The following is a 17,017-nucleotide window of genomic DNA, read 5'->3' as shown; positions in this document are numbered from 1 at the left end:
GGCTTAAACACTACTTTTTTATTACCCCGTTGCTGCGTAATTTGCAGGCATGAATAATATCGTATTAATTACCGGCGCTACTTCGGGCATTGGAAAAGCCTGCGCTGAGAAATTTGCAGCTGCCAAACATGATCTTATTATTACAGGAAGAAGAAAAGACAGGTTAGATACATTAAAAGCAGCACTTGAATCTGCTTACAGTATTTCGGTATTACCACTTTGTTTTGATGTTCAGGATAAAGCAGCGGTGTTTACCGCTATCAGTAATTTGCCTGCAGCATGGCAAACCATTACTATCTTAATTAATAATGCCGGGCTTGCCCTGGGCAGGGATAGTTTTGAAGATGCCAATATGAACGATTGGGAAACTATGCTAAACACCAATGTGCACGGTCTGTTATATGTTACCAGGGCGGTATTGCCATTTATGATCGCACAAAAAAAAGGGCATATTGTGAACATGGGTTCTGTTGCAGGTAAAGAAGTGTATGAAAAAGGCAATGGCTACTGCGCCAGTAAGTTTGCTGTAGATGCTTTGAACAGGGCCATGCGTATCGATCTTTTAAAACATAATATTAAAGTCACCGGCATACACCCGGGTGCTGTGGAAACTGAATTTTCTTTGGTACGCTATAAAGGAGATGCTTCAACGGCTGCTGCCACATATAATGGCATTACCCCGCTTACAGGTGCCGATATTGCTGAAACCATTTTCTATTGCTGCCACCTTCCTGCACATGTGTGCATCAACGATTTAATAATTACCCCCACCCAACAGGCAGACGCTTTTTATTTTAATAGAAATCAATAGATTAGCTAATTGAATATATTTATAACCAGGATATATTTTATTTAACTTCTGTGGCACAATATTGGCTTTAAAAATAGCGTTCAATTGGCGACCTTAACCCGTAACCGTAAAAAATTATGAAAACCGGGTAAAAAGTTGTAAAATTGTATATCCTATTACTCAAGCGAAAGACCAATGAAACGCCTTATAACCTTATCCATCATTATTGTTTCCATTATTTTACCGGCTTTACGGGTTAATGCCCAGGATGTAATACGCCAGCAACCATGCTCCAGTCCGGCTATTGCCCACCAGGCAGACAGCATTAAGCAGGAATTGGCAAAGCAGGGTTTTATCGTGGTTAAAGAGGCATCTATGGAAATGGAAAGCGAATACGAAATGCCGGTAATTGTTCCGCTTACAGAAGGTAGCTGGTACCAGTTTGTTTTTATTGGCGATATTACCTCAAAACTATATGAAGTAAGAATGTTTGACTGGAACGAAAAGCAGGTGGTGTACCAGAAAAAGATGTGGGGCGATGTGGATGGCAATGTGATCAGCTATTCTTACATACCACAGTTTTCTGAATACCATATGATGAAACCGGTTCAGGTAAATAAAAAGAAAAAGAATTTATGCGGCTATGTTATGCTGCTGAAAAAAGTTAAATAAAATTGTTTTTTGCTTGGTTATAATTTAAAAGAGTCCTGTATAATGCGGGACTCTTTTGTTTTAGAAGCAAGTGATGACAAGTTTCAGGGTATTATTAAGCAATGGCATTGCGTTACTATTGAGCAGTAAGAAATGTTCAATATTCAATGCTCAACTTTCAATATTCAAGGAAGATGCACTTGTATTTTATATTGAGTATTGTGCATTGAACATTGAGCATTGAACATTTTTCTCCTGTTAACACTCACTGAGACTCTTCGTCAATTAAAAAGTCCCCACCAAACGATGAGGACTGTAAAATATACATTTAAAATATTATTGTTATTGCGCTAAGGAAACATTCACCTGTACGCCTGCCCTTGTATTGGTAATAGGCGCACTTGACGAGATGTAAGGAATTACCCTTCGTTGTTCAAAGTAAAATTTGATCTGTACCCTGTTGCTAAGGTAATAGTCAACTGTAGGGTTAATAGTGATCTCTTTGCTACCGCCGGTGGCAAAATTATTATCCTGGTCTAAACGGCTGTTAGCAGTTACATTATCCCTGATCTTAAAATCTAAGCGGAAATTAATTTCATTTTCCAGTTTGGTTTTGCTGGCGTTAGGTTTTTTACTTTGCAGGAATTTAGGTAAGGTTAAACCGCCTAATAATTTCATGCCTCTTTTTCTGTAGCCGGCCCCGATACTGAATTCAGAACTACGTACTTCACTCAACTGAAAATCGATCAGGCTTAAACTCAGTTGCCTTGATTTGGCGTACTCAAATTTAAACTGCATCTGGTTGGTGAACATCATATCCACACCTAATAGCGGTGCAAATTGCTCGCCGATGGAAATATTAGGTACTAAGAAATAAGGAATAAAGTTTTTAGATAAGGTATCGTAAAAAGACGGGTAACCATATCTTGAAACATCCTGGTACAACAATGCCGAAGTAAATCCATTCATACTAAGGTTACCAATGTAACCATGCGATAAAGAGAAATTGGTAAATATTTTCTCTAACCCTTTCACCCTGCTTAATCCGTTATAATCCACTTTCCAGTTGGGCTTTGGTAAAATTGCCCTGAACGGATTAGACCTGATATTTGGATTGCTTTGTTTTATGAGTGCCACTGAGTTAGGATCTTTACCAGTGTACGCTGCTATGAATGCAGGCACTAATACGTCTACTGCATATCTACCGTATCCATAATAATAACCATCTGCTCCGGCACCTTGCGCTTTACTGTAAGGGTTGGCATTACCTAAACGTTGCGATAATATCAAACGGTAATCCTGGAATTTTCTGAAGGTTTCAGAAACCCTGTTAGGATCGAATTTACCGAATAAGGTTTTGTAAGAGATATAGCTGATATCAAAACCGCCACCTGCATAGGGATTAAGGTGCCCGAATTTATAATTGGTACCACCACTCGTGTCTGCGTAGCGGAAAGTTTCTGAATAATTTTTATTGAAGGTCTTTTTAAGGTTTACAGAAATGGTCAGGTCTTTTACGGGTTCCACCTGTGCGGTAAGTGTAATGGTCTGGTTAAAGTTTTGCGTAAACAATGAGTTGAAAGTAGTGTCTTTCGTTATTAGCCCTTTTTGTGCGGCGTTATTCAGCCAGGCAGTATCGGGTTGCCGCCCCAGTATAAAGTCTACGCCTGGTGCCATACTCTTCCAGTTCTGTCCCAAATATTTTGTACTATCTGCATAACCTGGCAAACGGGTATTGGCATTTTCAGAAATGGTAGCCCCAACCTGTTTGATACTGGTTAATAATTTACCAAATACTTTTTCCACACCGCCAACATAAGGCATCGCTGTTCTGTCAATTATCTTACGTGTCTTGATCACTTTTTTACCGCTCTTTAAAGTCACAGTGTCTTTTACTTTTTGTATCCTGTTTCTCCATTTTTCCCTGTCATCTTTATTAGAAGGTTGTTCCAGCTGGCGTAACCATTTAGACTTTTGATACAAACGGGTAAAATCTAACTGAGCGGTTCCTTCTCTTTGCTGGCCATTTTCTATAATATTACCCAGGTTTACTGCCAGGCGTGAAGCGCCGATCCATCCGTAAGTGGCCTGGTAACTAACGTTAACGGTTGTCCAGTCCAGTAAAGGGAATTTAGCCGTAGGCAAAGTATAGGTAAAATTAGCGGTGTGCCTGTACAAAGTATTTCTTCCACCCTTCATAAAGTTTTTCCAAACGCTATCTTTCTTTTGTTTGTTATCCAGCCTTCCTGCAGGTTCGTCAATTCTTGAATTGTTGGTGGCAGTAAGATCAAAATTTAATGACCGGGTAAAGTTCCAGCGTAAAATATAATCTCTCTGGAAGATAAAATACTTGTCATAAGTTTCGGGTATAGCATATTTAGATGCGCCCACACTTCTTGGCCTGATGGCACCAAACTGGCGGTTAATATCTGCCCTGAAACTTAAAGTAGAAGGAATAAGGTTTACATTAAAATCCTTCACCAGGTCGAACCAATGCGTTTTTGTTTTTTTGAAGATCCTTTTAAATGGTTCAATATATTTGGGCTGCGGATTGAATAAATAACCAATACCACCATGATGTTTGGTTACCTCATCACTTTCAATTAAAGGATTATGCCTTTTGGTATTGAGGTAGGAATAGCTGATATCAATATTGGAGATATCATAGATCTTAGGTTTTTTATTACCCGTCCTGTTTTTACGTACGTTGGTAAAATTAACCGTAGTAGTAGAAGTGAAATCTATCGCATCATTTTTTATAGAATCTCTTGTCGCTTTATCCTTTGCTGATTTTAATTTGTCATTCAGTTTAATATCCTTATCATACGGGTCATACTGTGGCTTACTTACCGACTGAGAATAGCTGGCAAAAACCGGAACCGATATGGCCGCTTTCTTAGGTAATAATTTACCCAGCTCCAATGTGGTAGATACATCAAACTGATTCAGGTTATCCCTGTACCTTTCATTTACTCTTTGTTCTAAAGTACCAAAGCCGGCGGTATGTATATTGCCAGATAAGGATATGGTACCTAGGTCGGCAAGATTCATATCCACCCTGCCCAATGCTGCATAACCACCACTTTCATCAAGCGATATTAAGCGTAATTCGTTTACCCACACTTCGCCACAGGCACCTGCAGACTGATTAGAGTTTTCCACGCTGATCAAAAGCCCTCTTACTTCTGCCAGGTTAGGACTACCAATTACAGCGTATTCCTGTCCGTTAGCCTGCGTCTTCCGGTATATTTTTGTAATTAATGCAGCAGGGTCTGCATTACGGTTTTGCTTTAATCTTATCAGGTCCTGCAGGTTTACATCCAGTGAGTTAGAACCCAGCCATAAGGTATCGTTGTATGCATTAGAGTTTGGATCCATACTCGCCACATCTAAACTGGTTAAATTCAATGGTATCCTTATCTGGTAATAGTTATTTACAAAATCAGTTCCTATACGGATTACTGCAGTAAGGTCTTTATCATTTAAGGTGGTAAGCTTGTTCTTTTTTTCTGCATGTATATACATGGCAATTTTCTTGTACTGCCGCAGGTCCCGGTTGGCAAAAGTTTGAAATACCCCTCTTGCATCGCCTTTAACCATATTACAAAACTGCAGGCTCATACTTTGTTCATTCTGCAAAAGGTTTACACCGTTGCTGCTTAATGTTTGCTGCCTTTCAATTTCTCTTGGTGTGCGGTAAGGCAGTGGTAAACGTTTATCGTTCTCTTCAATATTAACGGCACCCACAGTAAACACTGTACCGGGGTTAGGCACCGGTGCGTACTGGCCCGAAGTATCGATCTTGTAATTAAAATTACGCCAGGTATTTCTTGTTAATTGTAATTCGCCAAAACGTAATGTAACACTATCATCAAAATCTGTAAGGAACATCCTTACAAAACGTATGGATTTAAAATCAGGAATATTACCAACCTTTTTGTTGTACTCATCTAATGGTATGCGGAACTGGTACCAGGTTTCATTCCTGCTTTTACCAGTTGCCAGGCTTACGGCAACTACCTTTTTATCTACAATAAAATTGCTGCCCACATTCATCTGGTTGGCGGGCTTAATATCTACTATATACTGAAAATATTCTTCTGTCTGGTTGAGGGTATTATCCCTGTTCAGGTCTTCTGCATCGGGGTATAAAGTAGCGGCCGAAGTAAAAGTGCTGTTATTATCAGCAATAGGTGAGTTACCCTGGGGACTGTTATAATTCTTATAGCGTCCAAGTATACCTGTTCCCTGTTGGTCAAAATTATCGCCCCTGTAATTCTGGTAGTTATCACTTGAAGGGTCTTTTAAAGCATCTAAGTAAGCTTTTGAACCGGCACCAAAAGAGATTCTTAACTGGTTAAGGTAGGCACTGCGTTTATTTACTTCTGCTGTATCATCCAAACCATCCAAACCAACATCCTGGTATACCCTGTCGTCAGGATTATTACTGAAAGCATTGGTTACCTGTATCGGGTTACGTGGTACACGTCCCCAATTGGTATTATCTACCGGGGCTGGTGCATTTGGTGTACTTAAACCATTCTCATAAAACCTTTTGCCATCTTTTAAAATATCTTCCGATACATTACCAAAGTTAAAATACAGTTTACCGCCGTTTGACGCATCGGCAGTTGGCCTTTTTTCTGAATTGATATAAGGATCCTGCATCCAGAATTCAACAAACTCAATATTACTGGTTTCAAAATCGGTCTGATCTAAACTACGCATTAAACCACCCCAACGCTGTTTGGGTTGTGTTAACTTACCATTTGCGGTAACGTTTACATCATCGTAATTATAAGGTCCTCTGTCGTTAGGGTAATAAGAAAGATCAAAGGTTTGTAAAAAGCTTTCGCCAAAGCCGGTAGTACGCTGAGGGAAGATTTCTTTCTGATAAACCTGGCGCACCCTGGGATCACTTAATTCGATAGGATCAGGTCCGAGAGGATTATTAGCTCCCCTGTATTGTTGTAAAGTTTGTTCAATCTGGTACCAGGCTATTTTGCTCCTGTTTTTACCATAATCAATATTATCATTTAATGCAGCTTCGGGAAATTTTGGATTACCAGAAACATCTGTGGCTCCCTGAGGAGTAGAAGCTAATGTCCATATATTTTGCGGAAAGCGCAGGTCGATACCGGATTTGCTGCTTTCAAAATCATCTAAATAAGAAGTTCCGTTTGACCCTTTACCAATTTGTGGTGCATGGCCGGGTTTTAAAGCGGCACCTTCGGCAAATACATTTATTGATGACGGTGCTGTGGTAGAGTAAAACGGCAGCTTATCCAATAACTTGGTAATGCGTGGGGTTTCTTTGCGATAATTTACATCCAGGCCATACATGGTATTACGGATAGGATCTTCGCCAATATTGGTTTTGTTGAAGAAAGGCCTTTCGCCAAGGCGTACCAGTGTACCACCAAAGGAAAGTTGTTCTTTAGCGGTATTCTTAGCATTATAATCAAATCTTAAACCGGTGTAATTTCTTGTCTGCAAACCATAGCCGGCATTATTTTCATAATTCACCTGCACCGGTAAACCTGCGTTAATGATGGCGGTGTTAATAATCTTAATGGTTCCCAGGTCGTAGTTGATATCATAGTCTACGCCTTCCAGTAAGGTTCTTCCGCCAGCAGTTACGGTTACCGAACCACGGGGAATATTATACCCGATACTGATATCGGAGGAGCCCGAAATTTTTGCCGATCCTTTAAGCACAAAACGGTTAAGGTTAGGGTATTGCTGCGCCACCGCTTTTATGGAATCATATAAAGCATAATACAAAGTATCTTTTATGGTAGGCGAATTGGGATTGGTATAAATGCCCTGCGCCAGGTCTCGCCCAAATGGTTCCAGCACCGGGAACATTACCCTGCTGAACTGTGGAAACACTGTATATCCATCCACATAGTCAAATACACCATCCGGTTGCGGATCGCCCTGGTTATTTAAACGGTCCAGGTTAATCAATGAAATGATTGGGAAACCTGGATTTTTATTTCCAAATGGCACATATCTTTTTAAACCCAGGCCCGGCTCCTGGTACAATACATCCAGTTTAAAATCTGTTGGTGTTAAGGTACCGTAACCAATGGCATACACATTCTTCAGCATCAAATTCCATATCGGTAAGCTGGGGCGTTGCGATGTGGCTTTTAATAATTTTAAGAATAATATTTTTTGCGTAGCTGAAGCACTATCCGGGGGAAGGTCCTGCGAAAATTCACCCACCTGGAAAATTTTTCCAGCGTAAGAATATTGATAGGCCACTGCCAGTACTTCATCGGTTTGTAAAGGCTGGCTTAAAGAAATAAACCCTACCGAAGGATGAAAAGTGTATTGCGTGGAATCTAATTTACGGGCATAGGTCTTTTCAAAATCCTGCACCGGTTGTAAGCCCAGGCTTATCAGGTTATTGTATACTGCAGAAGGGTTACGGTTACTGGAATTGGAAATGATGCTGGAATATAATGCGTTTGAGCCATTGGTAGGTATACCGGGATTTACAAGGTTACCATCTTCGCCCAGGTTGGCTAAACCTACCACATCTCTTGTTTCTACAGTAGCGCCGGTTTTATTGGTTACCCAAACTTCCATTCTTAATATTTTGATTGGGGCAGTTACTGCAGGTATGGTAGACATTACCTTATTATAATTGGCCCTGAAATATTGTGCTGCCAGGAAGTGGCGGTTTTCTTCGTATTCATCGGCTTTTACTTCAAATAACTGTGATGAAGTATTACCTTGTAAATTGGCCGTTTGCCGCTGCGATTTTTGATTAGCTAAAACAGCTGTGACAAAAAGTTTACCGAATTGCAATTGTGTTTTTATACCAAATAATTGCTGTGCGCCTGGTATTAAAGTACTGCGGCTGGGAAAAGAAACAGAACCGAGTTCAAAACGTTTGATGATCTCATCATCAAGGCCGGTATAATCTAATTTCAACTGGTTATCCTGCCCGAAATTGGCGAGGTTATTATAATTGATTGGGAATTTTAATTTACCACCGATATCAGCATTTACATTCAATTGTATCTGCTGGTCAAAATCGAAACCACCATTTTTTCTTGCAGCTTCTGGTAAAGTGGGGTTTTTAATATTCTGGCCCTGGTAACCGGCAGTGATACCTACATTACCCTGCGGCGTGATATTAATTTTTCCATTACCAAATAAACGGTTGAATAAATTATCGTAGATGGATAGTTTGGGTTTTATTTTGCCCCGGTTAAGTATGGTGGTGGTGTTAGCCCTTTTTTGAAAATATTCAATTTCCATCTGCCGGCCACGGAGCTTCCAGTATTCTTCGGATGAATAAGTGGTGGGTGTGCGGTAATATTTATTACCCACTTTTTCATATACGGTATATCTTTTGGTTTGAGGATCGTATACTACAGAATCCCTCAGGTTAGAAGGGTTCTTAAGATCGAGCGTATTTTTTTTAGGATCAGAAACGGGGTCACCCCTCCTGTCATGTATAGGATAATGTAATGAATCCTGGGCGGCAGCCTTATTTACAGCAAATAGTGCCCCCATTACTGACAGCACCCCACAGCAGATTATGTTCGGAAAAAATTTTCTAATAAGCAACATCCGGTAAATCAATTAACGTAGAGTTCTGTCAAATGGTTTTTAAGGCTTTTTTAATTAAATCTTCTAATTTAGATACAGATGGTTCGTTCAGGATAACTTTTTGGATGGATTGCTCTGCTTGCTGCCTTGAAATACCGAGGGCAACTAAGGCATTTAACGCATCCTGTTCCAAACTATTGCCCCAATTGGGTGAAATACTTTCATTTAAAGATTGTTTGCCGAGTTTATCTTTAAGCTCCAGTACCAAACGTTCAGCAGTTTTCTTTCCTATTCCCTTGACGCTTTCCAGCAACTTAACGTTGCTTTGAATAATTGCCCTGCTTACTTCTTCGGGTTTTAGGGAGGACAGCATCATTCGTGCAGTAGCTGCTCCAACCCCGGAAATGCCTATTAATAATAAAAACATTTCCTTTTCCGACTTTTCAAAAAAACCAAACAGCACATGTGCATCTTCTTTTACCTGCAGGTGAGTGTACAATTTACCTTCACTGAGGTTTTGAATATGCGAATAGGTATTGAGGCTGATATTTACCTCGTATCCCACCCCGTTAACATCTACATATACCTGTGCCGGTGTTTTGTCGATAAATTTCCCTTGTAAATATGCGTACATTACCTAATTACGAGTTACGAGTTTTTTTAGTTACGAGTTTCGGCTTAAGTAATTCCGCACTTTAAACAATTTACACTAACCTCTACTTTTACATAGCGAAAATAGGAATAATTTGTGAGCATCGTTGTTAAAATAGCAATAGGTATTTTTAAGGGGGCTTTTTGGGTAGGGTTAGGATAAAGCTGGTTGCAATAGCTTGCCCATAGCCCGGGCTAGCTGCTTATTTTAAAAAAGCCTTTATTATAGAATGCCAGTAAGGGGATAACACCGCCTGCGGCGTGTTTTTATTGGAACGCAGATTTTTATGATGGTTATGATAGCTATGATCATCTACCTGGATAAATAATAATTTCCGGTTGGTGACAACAGCGGCCAGGGAGAAGAGAAAGACAAGTTGTGTTGGCTTTTTATAACCTCCGGTACGGGTGCAAAGTGAGTTAACAATAAAGCAGCATAGCCGCAGCCTTGTATTTGCCATGAAGTAGAAACCCGATAAAGTCCTGATAAAGTCCCGTGAAGATCCTGTAAGTGTCCTGTAAGTGTCCTGTAAGTGTCCTGTAAATTTCCTGTGAGTGTAGTGTTAAGTCAATAAGCTACCCTGCAATTACTGATGGCGTTGCAACCTTTTTTTTATCGGCCTACTCTTGTTGGATGAAGTTACAAAAAATATTTTATGGCAAGGCAAAAAGGGCTGATAAAATTATCAGGGACGGATAAACGCTCGGGAACAGTATTTGTGGAAAGCAAATATGGAGTTCATACAAGGGCGCAACCAAAGGCAGGCGCACGAAAGAATGACCCGGTACTAAAAAAACAATACAGCAGGAACAGCTCCCTTAATTTACTGGCAGCCGATATTAAGAATGCTATAAATCTATACGCCCCACATTTTCCTCCCACGGGCATGTATCATTCGCTGCTTTCGTATTTTAGAAAAGAACCTTCGGCAGTTCGTGTATTGCTGCTGGATGAGTTAATGGATATGGAAGTGCACCCGAAGTATGCCTTTTCAGGGATCTGTGATGACAGGGCCTGCACAGTAAAATTTTCCAATACACGCATTGTTGCTGAACTTAACCTGGAGCAGCATGCTTACAGGACAGACCGCTGCAATTGCTATTTTTTGGAAGTGGTGGTATTAAACTGGCACAGTGATGCAAACAGGTGTATACATGCATGCAAAAAAACGGCATGGATATCGATGAACGATGACCTGCCACTGTATTGCGATCTTGTTTTTGAGCTGGCTGCAAAAGTTACTGATCATCTTGTGCTGCTGCGCTGTGTAAGGGGTTTTAATAATGAGGCGGATGGCACTTTTCCGATGCAGGCCATGAAGGTAGTGGCTGTGGGCAGTATGGATAAGAAAGCGGCTACATTACTGAAGGAAAAAAGGGCGATGAAACAGCAATTGCGGGCAATGGTAACTAAAAAGAAAAAGCCTGCACCTGAAGAAAGGGTGGCGATGAAGAAAGGGAAGAGGTGAAGTAAGAAGGATTTCGGTAGGTGGAGACACCGACCGAGGAAAAGAGGCAAAGGTGGGATTATTAAAAAAGTTAAAGATTTTTGTTTTGGCTAGTGTGTGCTGCGGTTGCAAACCGCTAAGATCAGCAGGCACAAGTGAACTACCTACGGTAGAACATTTGCGCCAATAAGCATTTCGCCAATGCTGTTATTTACCATAGGTTTACGGAAGCAAAGCATTAACTATCAGCCGGAAACCAGGAATAATTTGTACGCACCCGCCTCAAAATACCAATAGCTATTTTTTATGTACTTTTATTGCTCAGAAACCAATAAAACAGAACCGATTAAACAAACTACCGATTTACATGCAAAAAATTACTGCTGCAATCAGCGCTGTTGGCGGATATGTACCCGAATACAGGCTTACTAACAAAGAACTGGAAACCATGGTGGATACCAATGATGAATGGATACGCTCCCGTACAGGTATTGAAGAAAGAAGAATATTAAAAGGCGAAGGCCTGGGCAGTAGTGATATGGCTGTACCTGCTGTGTTAGAACTGTGTAAAAAAAGAGGTATTGACCCCAGCGAAATTGAATGCCTGATCTGCGCTACTGTAACACCTGATATGGTTTTTCCTGCCACCGCCAATATTGTTTGTGATAAAATTGGTGCAGTTAACGCATTTGGATTTGACATTGGTGCGGCCTGCTCAGGCTTTTTGTTTGCGCTTACCACTGGTGCCAGCTTTATTGAAAGTGGCCGCTATAAAAAAGTAGTGGTGGTTGGGGTAGATAAGATGAGCAGCATCATTGATTACAGCGACAGAACGACCTGTATTATTTTTGGCGACGGTGCCGGAGCGGTATTATTAGAACCGAATGAAGAAGGCAATGGTGTTTTAGATAGTATTTTAAAAAGTGATGGCAGTGGCAGCAAGTATCTGCATATGAAGGCCGGTGGATCGGTAAGGCCAGCTACTATGGAAAGCGTTTTAGCAAAAGAGCATTATGCTTACCAGGAAGGCCAGGCAGTTTTTAAATTTGCCGTAAAAGGCATGGCCGATGTTAGTTACGAACTGATGGAACGCAATAATTTAACTGCTGATGATATTGCATGGCTGGTGCCACACCAGGCTAACCTTAGAATTATTGATGCTACTGCCAACCGCATGAGCTTGCCGAGGGAAAAGGTGATGATCAATATTCAGAAATATGGCAATACCACCGCCGGTACTTTGCCTTTATGTTTGTGGGATTGGGAAAAGCAATTGAAGAAAGGTGATAATATTATTTTAGCTGCTTTTGGCGGAGGATTTACCTGGGGAGCTACCTGGTTGAAATGGGCGTATAATAGTTAAAAGTACAAAGTACGCATAGTACAAAGTAAATAAGGTATTAAGTATATAAAGAAAGCCTCTGATTAGTCAGAGGCTTTCTTTATTATAATAGGTTGAATGTGATATTACATATTACCACCTGCTTCCACCACCGCCACCGCGGTTGTTAGAATAACCACCACCGCCACGACTTCCGCCGCCGCCGTATCCACCACTACCGCCGGTTCTTGCTTCTCTTTCTTTAGCTACAGAAACTGACATTGCACGTCCTTCTACTTCTTTGTTGTTAAGGCCAGCCATTGCAGCTTTACCTTCTTCGTCGTTACCCATTTCTACAAAACCAAAACCACGGCTTCTGCCTGTTTCCCTGTCTGTAATTACTTTAGCTGAAGAAACTTCACCAAATTTTGAAAAAAGATCTGATAATTCTGCATCAGAAGTGTTGAAACTTAAATTTGAAACATAAATGTTCATGATAAAAAAATTAAAAATTAAATAAATTAAATGCCTTTGCATTAAGGAGAAAGCAAACTATAAAGACGGGAAAACTATTGTGGTGAGAAAATTTGAAAAATAGAATCTATCAATAATACTTTGAACTAAATACGATAATACAATGCAAACATACACTAATAAGGCCACAAAGGGGTATTTATTTTTTGTGGAAGCTTTACCAGCCTGAGTTTTAACAAGCCATAGTAATTTTGCGGAGGGTTTTACCCAATGGAAATTCTTCACTTATTAGTTATATTTGTTGCCTAACTGCAATCTATGAAAAGAATACTTTTACTTTTATTGGTTATCTTTTTTGCTAACTACAGCTTTTCGCAATCCACACGGTTTATTATACGTTTTAAAGATAAAGGCACCAGCCCTTATTCACTTAGTAATCCTTCGGTTTATCTTACCAACCGTGCTATTCAAAGGCGTACCAGGTATAACCTGGCCATTGACTCTTCGGATCTGCCGATAACGCCAAGGTATATAGATAGCATTCGCCTGGCAGGGGCTGTAACCATTCTTAACAGTAGTAAGTGGCTGAACCAGGTGGCCATACAAACTACAGATGTTAATGCCTTAAATAAGATCAGTACTTTTTCATTTGTTATCAGCACCGCCCCTATTGCGGCATTGATACAACCCACCGAAGTACCAGTAAACAAGCAATTGGATGCTGCAGGAAATTTTGCCCCCGGTGATCACCTGCCACAAAATACAATAAGCGATTATTACAGTTACGGCCAGTCATTTGGCCAGGTACATTTACATAATGGTGAATTTTTACACAACCGTGGCTTCAGGGGAGATGGTATGCAGATGGCGATCCTGGATGCTGGTTTTTATCACTATTTAAGCTTACCAACGTTTGACAGTATACGAAATAATAACCAGGTGCTGGGTACCTGGGATTTTGTTGCCGGCAATGCCAGTGTGGATGAAGACCATACGCATGGCATGAATTGCCTGAGTACAATTGCCGCCAATATGCCCGGTGTATTTATGGGCACTGCTCCTAAAACATCTTTTTATTTATACCGTACAGAAGATGTGAATTCAGAATACCCGATTGAAGAACAGAACTGGGCTGCAGGTATTGAAAAAGCAGATAGCCTGGGTGTAGATGTTTGTTCTACTTCGTTAGGCTATTTTACTTTTGACAATGCAGCGTTCAATCATACTTATGCTGATATGGATGGCAATACCACCCTTATTGCAAAAGCTGCAGATATGGCTGCAAAAAAAGGGATGCTGATAGTGGTTGCCGCAGGTAATGAAGGTACCAGCAGCTGGCACTATATTATTACGCCGGCTGATGCTGACAGCGTGATGGCGGTTGGTGCTGTAACTACCGCCGGTGTTGTGGGCGGCTTCAGCAGTTTTGGCCCCAGCAGCGACGGACAGGTGAAACCCAGCGTAGCTGCTGTAGGCGTTGGTGCTGTAATTGCCAATAGTTCTAATGGCCTGCCTACATTTGGTAATGGCACTTCATTTGCCTGCCCCAATATGGCAGGATTGAGCACTTGTTTATGGCAGGCTTTTCCTGAAGTAAACAACATGACGATCATCAATACACTACAACAATCGGCTACAAAAGCTGCTAACCCCGATGACCGGGTTGGGTATGGTATACCGGACATGAAAAAATCATTTGTGATGCTGATAAACCAATTACATTCACAACAGGTTGCTGTGTCTAACTGTAAAACCAATTTACAATGGAATGTAAAAACCGATTCTGTTATCAATTTAGTAGTAGAAAGAAAATTACCTGCTGATATCAATTATATTCCGCTTAATACGCTCAGCTCAACAGGTGCATTTGCTGCAAGAAATTTTACCTACACTGATGACCTTGCTGCTATTACCAGCACCACTATTAAATACAGGCTTAAAGTAAATATTGCCAGCGATACCAGTTTTTATATAGATTCTGCAACAGTGAATTTTGTACCCAAACCAAATTTGGGCAATGACAAATCAATCACCCGGTGCAGTGACAGTAGTTTAAATTTAACCACGCTATACAGCACCACTGGTTTAACAGCATTATGGACCTTAAATACCATTGCCGTAGCTAATCCTTCGGCAGTAAGTGTTTCAGGCATTTATCAATTAACGGGCAACAATACTTCGGGTTGTGCAGATACGGCATTGGTAACCTTGAATTTTATTGCCAAACCAAACCTTGGCGCAGATAAGGTGGTTGCAAAATGTACCGATAGCAGTTTTAATTTAACTACGCTGTTTACCACAACAGGTTTAACACCATCATGGACAATTGGTGGTGCATCCGTTACTACACCGGCTGCAGTAAATGTTGCAGGAACCTATCGTTTGATCGTTGTTAATACTTCCGGTTGTTCGGATACTGCATTGGTAACATTGAATAATGATCCGCAGCTTTGTCCGGTTATCATTGATAAAATCACTATCAGTCCTAACCCGGTGAGTGACAAACTTAAAGTGGTGGTTACCAATAAAAATGCGATAAAAGTAGAGCTTGCCATTTATAATGCGCTCGGAGAAAAAATGTATAGCACCACCGGGCAACAGGCTGCAGGTACACAAACCTATACCATACCGATGAAGCAAATGGCGTCAGGTGTTTATTATGTTTTGGTATTTGTAAATGATAAAAAAGAAATGGTGAAGCAAATAGTGAACCGGTAGCCAGGGCAAGCTAAGTAAAAAGAGAATGTGCAATTCACAATGTTCAATGCTCAATATTCAATATAAATACAAGTGCATTTCAATTGAATATTGTATGTTGAGTGTTGAAAATTGAGCATTATTTTCAGGCTGACTACCCTGATACTATTTTACTCTATATTACTTTTTCAGTACCGTCACAAACATAGAATCGGCTTTTATATCATAGCCTTTCAGTAGTTCCATGTGCAGTATCTGCAGGTTAAATTTTTCTTTGATGAAGTGTGCCACATCTTCATTTTCTTTTTTAAATACCGAGCAGGTGATATAAAAAAACAGCCCTTCATTTTGCAGGTAAGGCATTACGTTAGTTACAATTTGTTTTTGACGCTGTGCAAATTCCGCTATCGTTTCCGGTTTAAAATAAAAAAGATTTTCGGGGGTACGGCTCCAGGTACCACTGCCGGTACAAGGTGCATCGCAAACAATCATCTGGTAATTATACAGGGGCAATACGCCTTGCGTACCTTTTGCTGTTAATGCCGGAAATTTAAACTCCGGGGCATTCAGGTCTCCTAAAAAATAATTGTAGTTTTTTATACCGGCCTTATTGAAACGCTGGTGCAGGTTTAACAAAATGCTCAGCCTGATATCTGATACAGTAAGTTCAATGTTTCTTTTCAACGTATCGAATAATAAAATAGATTTACCCCCGCTTGCTGCACAACAATCCCATGCTGTAACAGGCGCTTTGCCTGTTGCAAATCCTTTTAAAAAATTAAATACCTGCTGGGAGTTATAATCCTGTATCACTGCTTCCCTGTCGGTTTCAATTACTTCATCCAGTTTGGTGGCGTTGGATAATGCAATGCAATCTTCATCTATTAAGGCCAGTGGAATTTTTGCTTTTTGCAATTTCTGAATAACAATATTTTTTTTATTCGGCCTTACCCTTAAAAATAATTTGGGTTGCTGTAAGAAAGATTCGCAGAATTCCGGATGGCTTACAGCAGCGGTTAATTCATTTTTGAAAGGAAATATTTCTTTTGCAGAAAATTTAATCAATGCTATTTTTTCTTCCATAGGCTTCCCCATCCATTCATCCCATTCCGGTTTAAAAAAATGTATGACTTCGTTGTAAATAGTTTCGCTTAAAAACAAGCCTGTTAAAATATTATCTTCAACAGAACCGGTGGCTGCAGCTTTTCCTAACCGGAAATAAGCATAACATAAGGAGGCGATATATTTCCTGTCTTTAGAACCGTATTTTTTATTGGCTGCAAAAAACTTTTTTAAATAACTGGCAAAAGGTTCCTCTCCCTTGTATAATTCAAGTAGTTTTTTGCTAGTATTTAAATAGGATTGATAGCGCATGGGTACAAAAATAAAGCCTGTTGCGAAACAACAGGCTTAAAA

General features: G+C 40.3%; 10 protein-coding genes. 5 read left to right on the top strand and 5 right to left on the bottom strand.

Going from position 1 to position 17,017, the window contains the following annotated elements; genetic code table 11:
• Window positions 1-49: 49 nt before the first annotated feature.
• The gene (locus ACQ334_RS03535) at window positions 50-811 is read left to right on the top strand and encodes an SDR family NAD(P)-dependent oxidoreductase (RefSeq protein WP_430986787.1); all 762 of its coding nucleotides are present in this window, start codon (window positions 50-52) and stop codon (window positions 809-811) included.
• Between the two features lie 174 nt (window positions 812-985).
• Window positions 986-1,462: a hypothetical protein gene (locus ACQ334_RS03530; protein WP_430986786.1), complete on the top strand. Its 477-nt coding sequence runs from the start codon at window positions 986-988 to the stop codon at window positions 1,460-1,462.
• A gap of 321 nt (window positions 1,463-1,783) precedes the next feature.
• Here the strand turns inward: ACQ334_RS03530 and sprA are convergent, their stop codons facing one another.
• The 3 genes from sprA to ACQ334_RS03515 form a co-directional block, all read right to left on the bottom strand.
• A complete protein-coding gene (sprA, locus tag ACQ334_RS03525) occupies window positions 1,784-8,974 on the bottom strand; it encodes a cell surface protein SprA (RefSeq protein ID WP_430986785.1) in 7,191 nt (2,396 codons plus the stop codon).
• An 85-nt stretch (window positions 8,975-9,059) separates the two neighbouring features.
• The gene (gene ruvA, locus ACQ334_RS03520; protein ID WP_430986784.1) at window positions 9,060-9,644 is read right to left on the bottom strand and encodes a Holliday junction branch migration protein RuvA; all 585 of its coding nucleotides are present in this window, start codon (window positions 9,642-9,644) and stop codon (window positions 9,060-9,062) included.
• Window positions 9,645-9,864: 220 nt separating this feature from the next.
• Window positions 9,865-10,122, bottom strand: coding sequence for a hypothetical protein (locus ACQ334_RS03515; RefSeq protein ID WP_430986783.1), 258 nt, complete (start codon window positions 10,120-10,122; stop codon window positions 9,865-9,867).
• Window positions 10,123-10,317: 195 nt separating this feature from the next.
• Between ACQ334_RS03515 and ACQ334_RS03510 the strand changes: the two genes are divergently transcribed.
• Together ACQ334_RS03510 and ACQ334_RS03505 are read left to right on the top strand one after the other, a co-directional pair.
• Entirely contained in the window at window positions 10,318-11,130 is an 813-nt protein-coding gene (locus ACQ334_RS03510) for a hypothetical protein (protein WP_430986782.1), read from the top strand.
• Between the two features lie 346 nt (window positions 11,131-11,476).
• A complete protein-coding gene (locus tag ACQ334_RS03505; protein ID WP_430986781.1) occupies window positions 11,477-12,472 on the top strand; it encodes a beta-ketoacyl-ACP synthase III in 996 nt (331 codons plus the stop codon).
• Window positions 12,473-12,583: 111 nt separating this feature from the next.
• Here ACQ334_RS03505 and ACQ334_RS03500 read toward each other — a convergent pair whose 3' ends face one another.
• Window positions 12,584-12,925: an RNA recognition motif domain-containing protein gene (locus tag ACQ334_RS03500; RefSeq protein WP_430986780.1), complete on the bottom strand. Its 342-nt coding sequence runs from the start codon at window positions 12,923-12,925 to the stop codon at window positions 12,584-12,586.
• 297 nt (window positions 12,926-13,222) lie between these two features.
• On the opposite strand from ACQ334_RS03500, the gene ACQ334_RS03495 reads away from it, so the two are divergent.
• On the top strand, window positions 13,223-15,622 hold the full coding sequence (locus tag ACQ334_RS03495; protein WP_430986779.1) for a S8 family serine peptidase: 2,400 nt from the start codon (window positions 13,223-13,225) through the stop codon (window positions 15,620-15,622).
• 159 nt (window positions 15,623-15,781) lie between these two features.
• On the opposite strand, the gene ACQ334_RS03490 is transcribed toward ACQ334_RS03495, so the two are convergent.
• Entirely contained in the window at window positions 15,782-16,975 is a 1,194-nt protein-coding gene (locus tag ACQ334_RS03490; RefSeq protein WP_430986778.1) for an Fmu (Sun) domain-containing protein, read from the bottom strand.
• Window positions 16,976-17,017: the final 42 nt, after the last annotated feature.

The sequence above is a fragment of the Ferruginibacter sp. SUN106 genome, assembly GCF_050611765.1.
GTDB lineage: Bacteria > Bacteroidota > Bacteroidia > Chitinophagales > Chitinophagaceae > Ferruginibacter.
The sequence above is the reverse complement of the archived record's forward strand: the minus strand, read 5'-3'. Positions and strand labels throughout refer to the sequence as shown.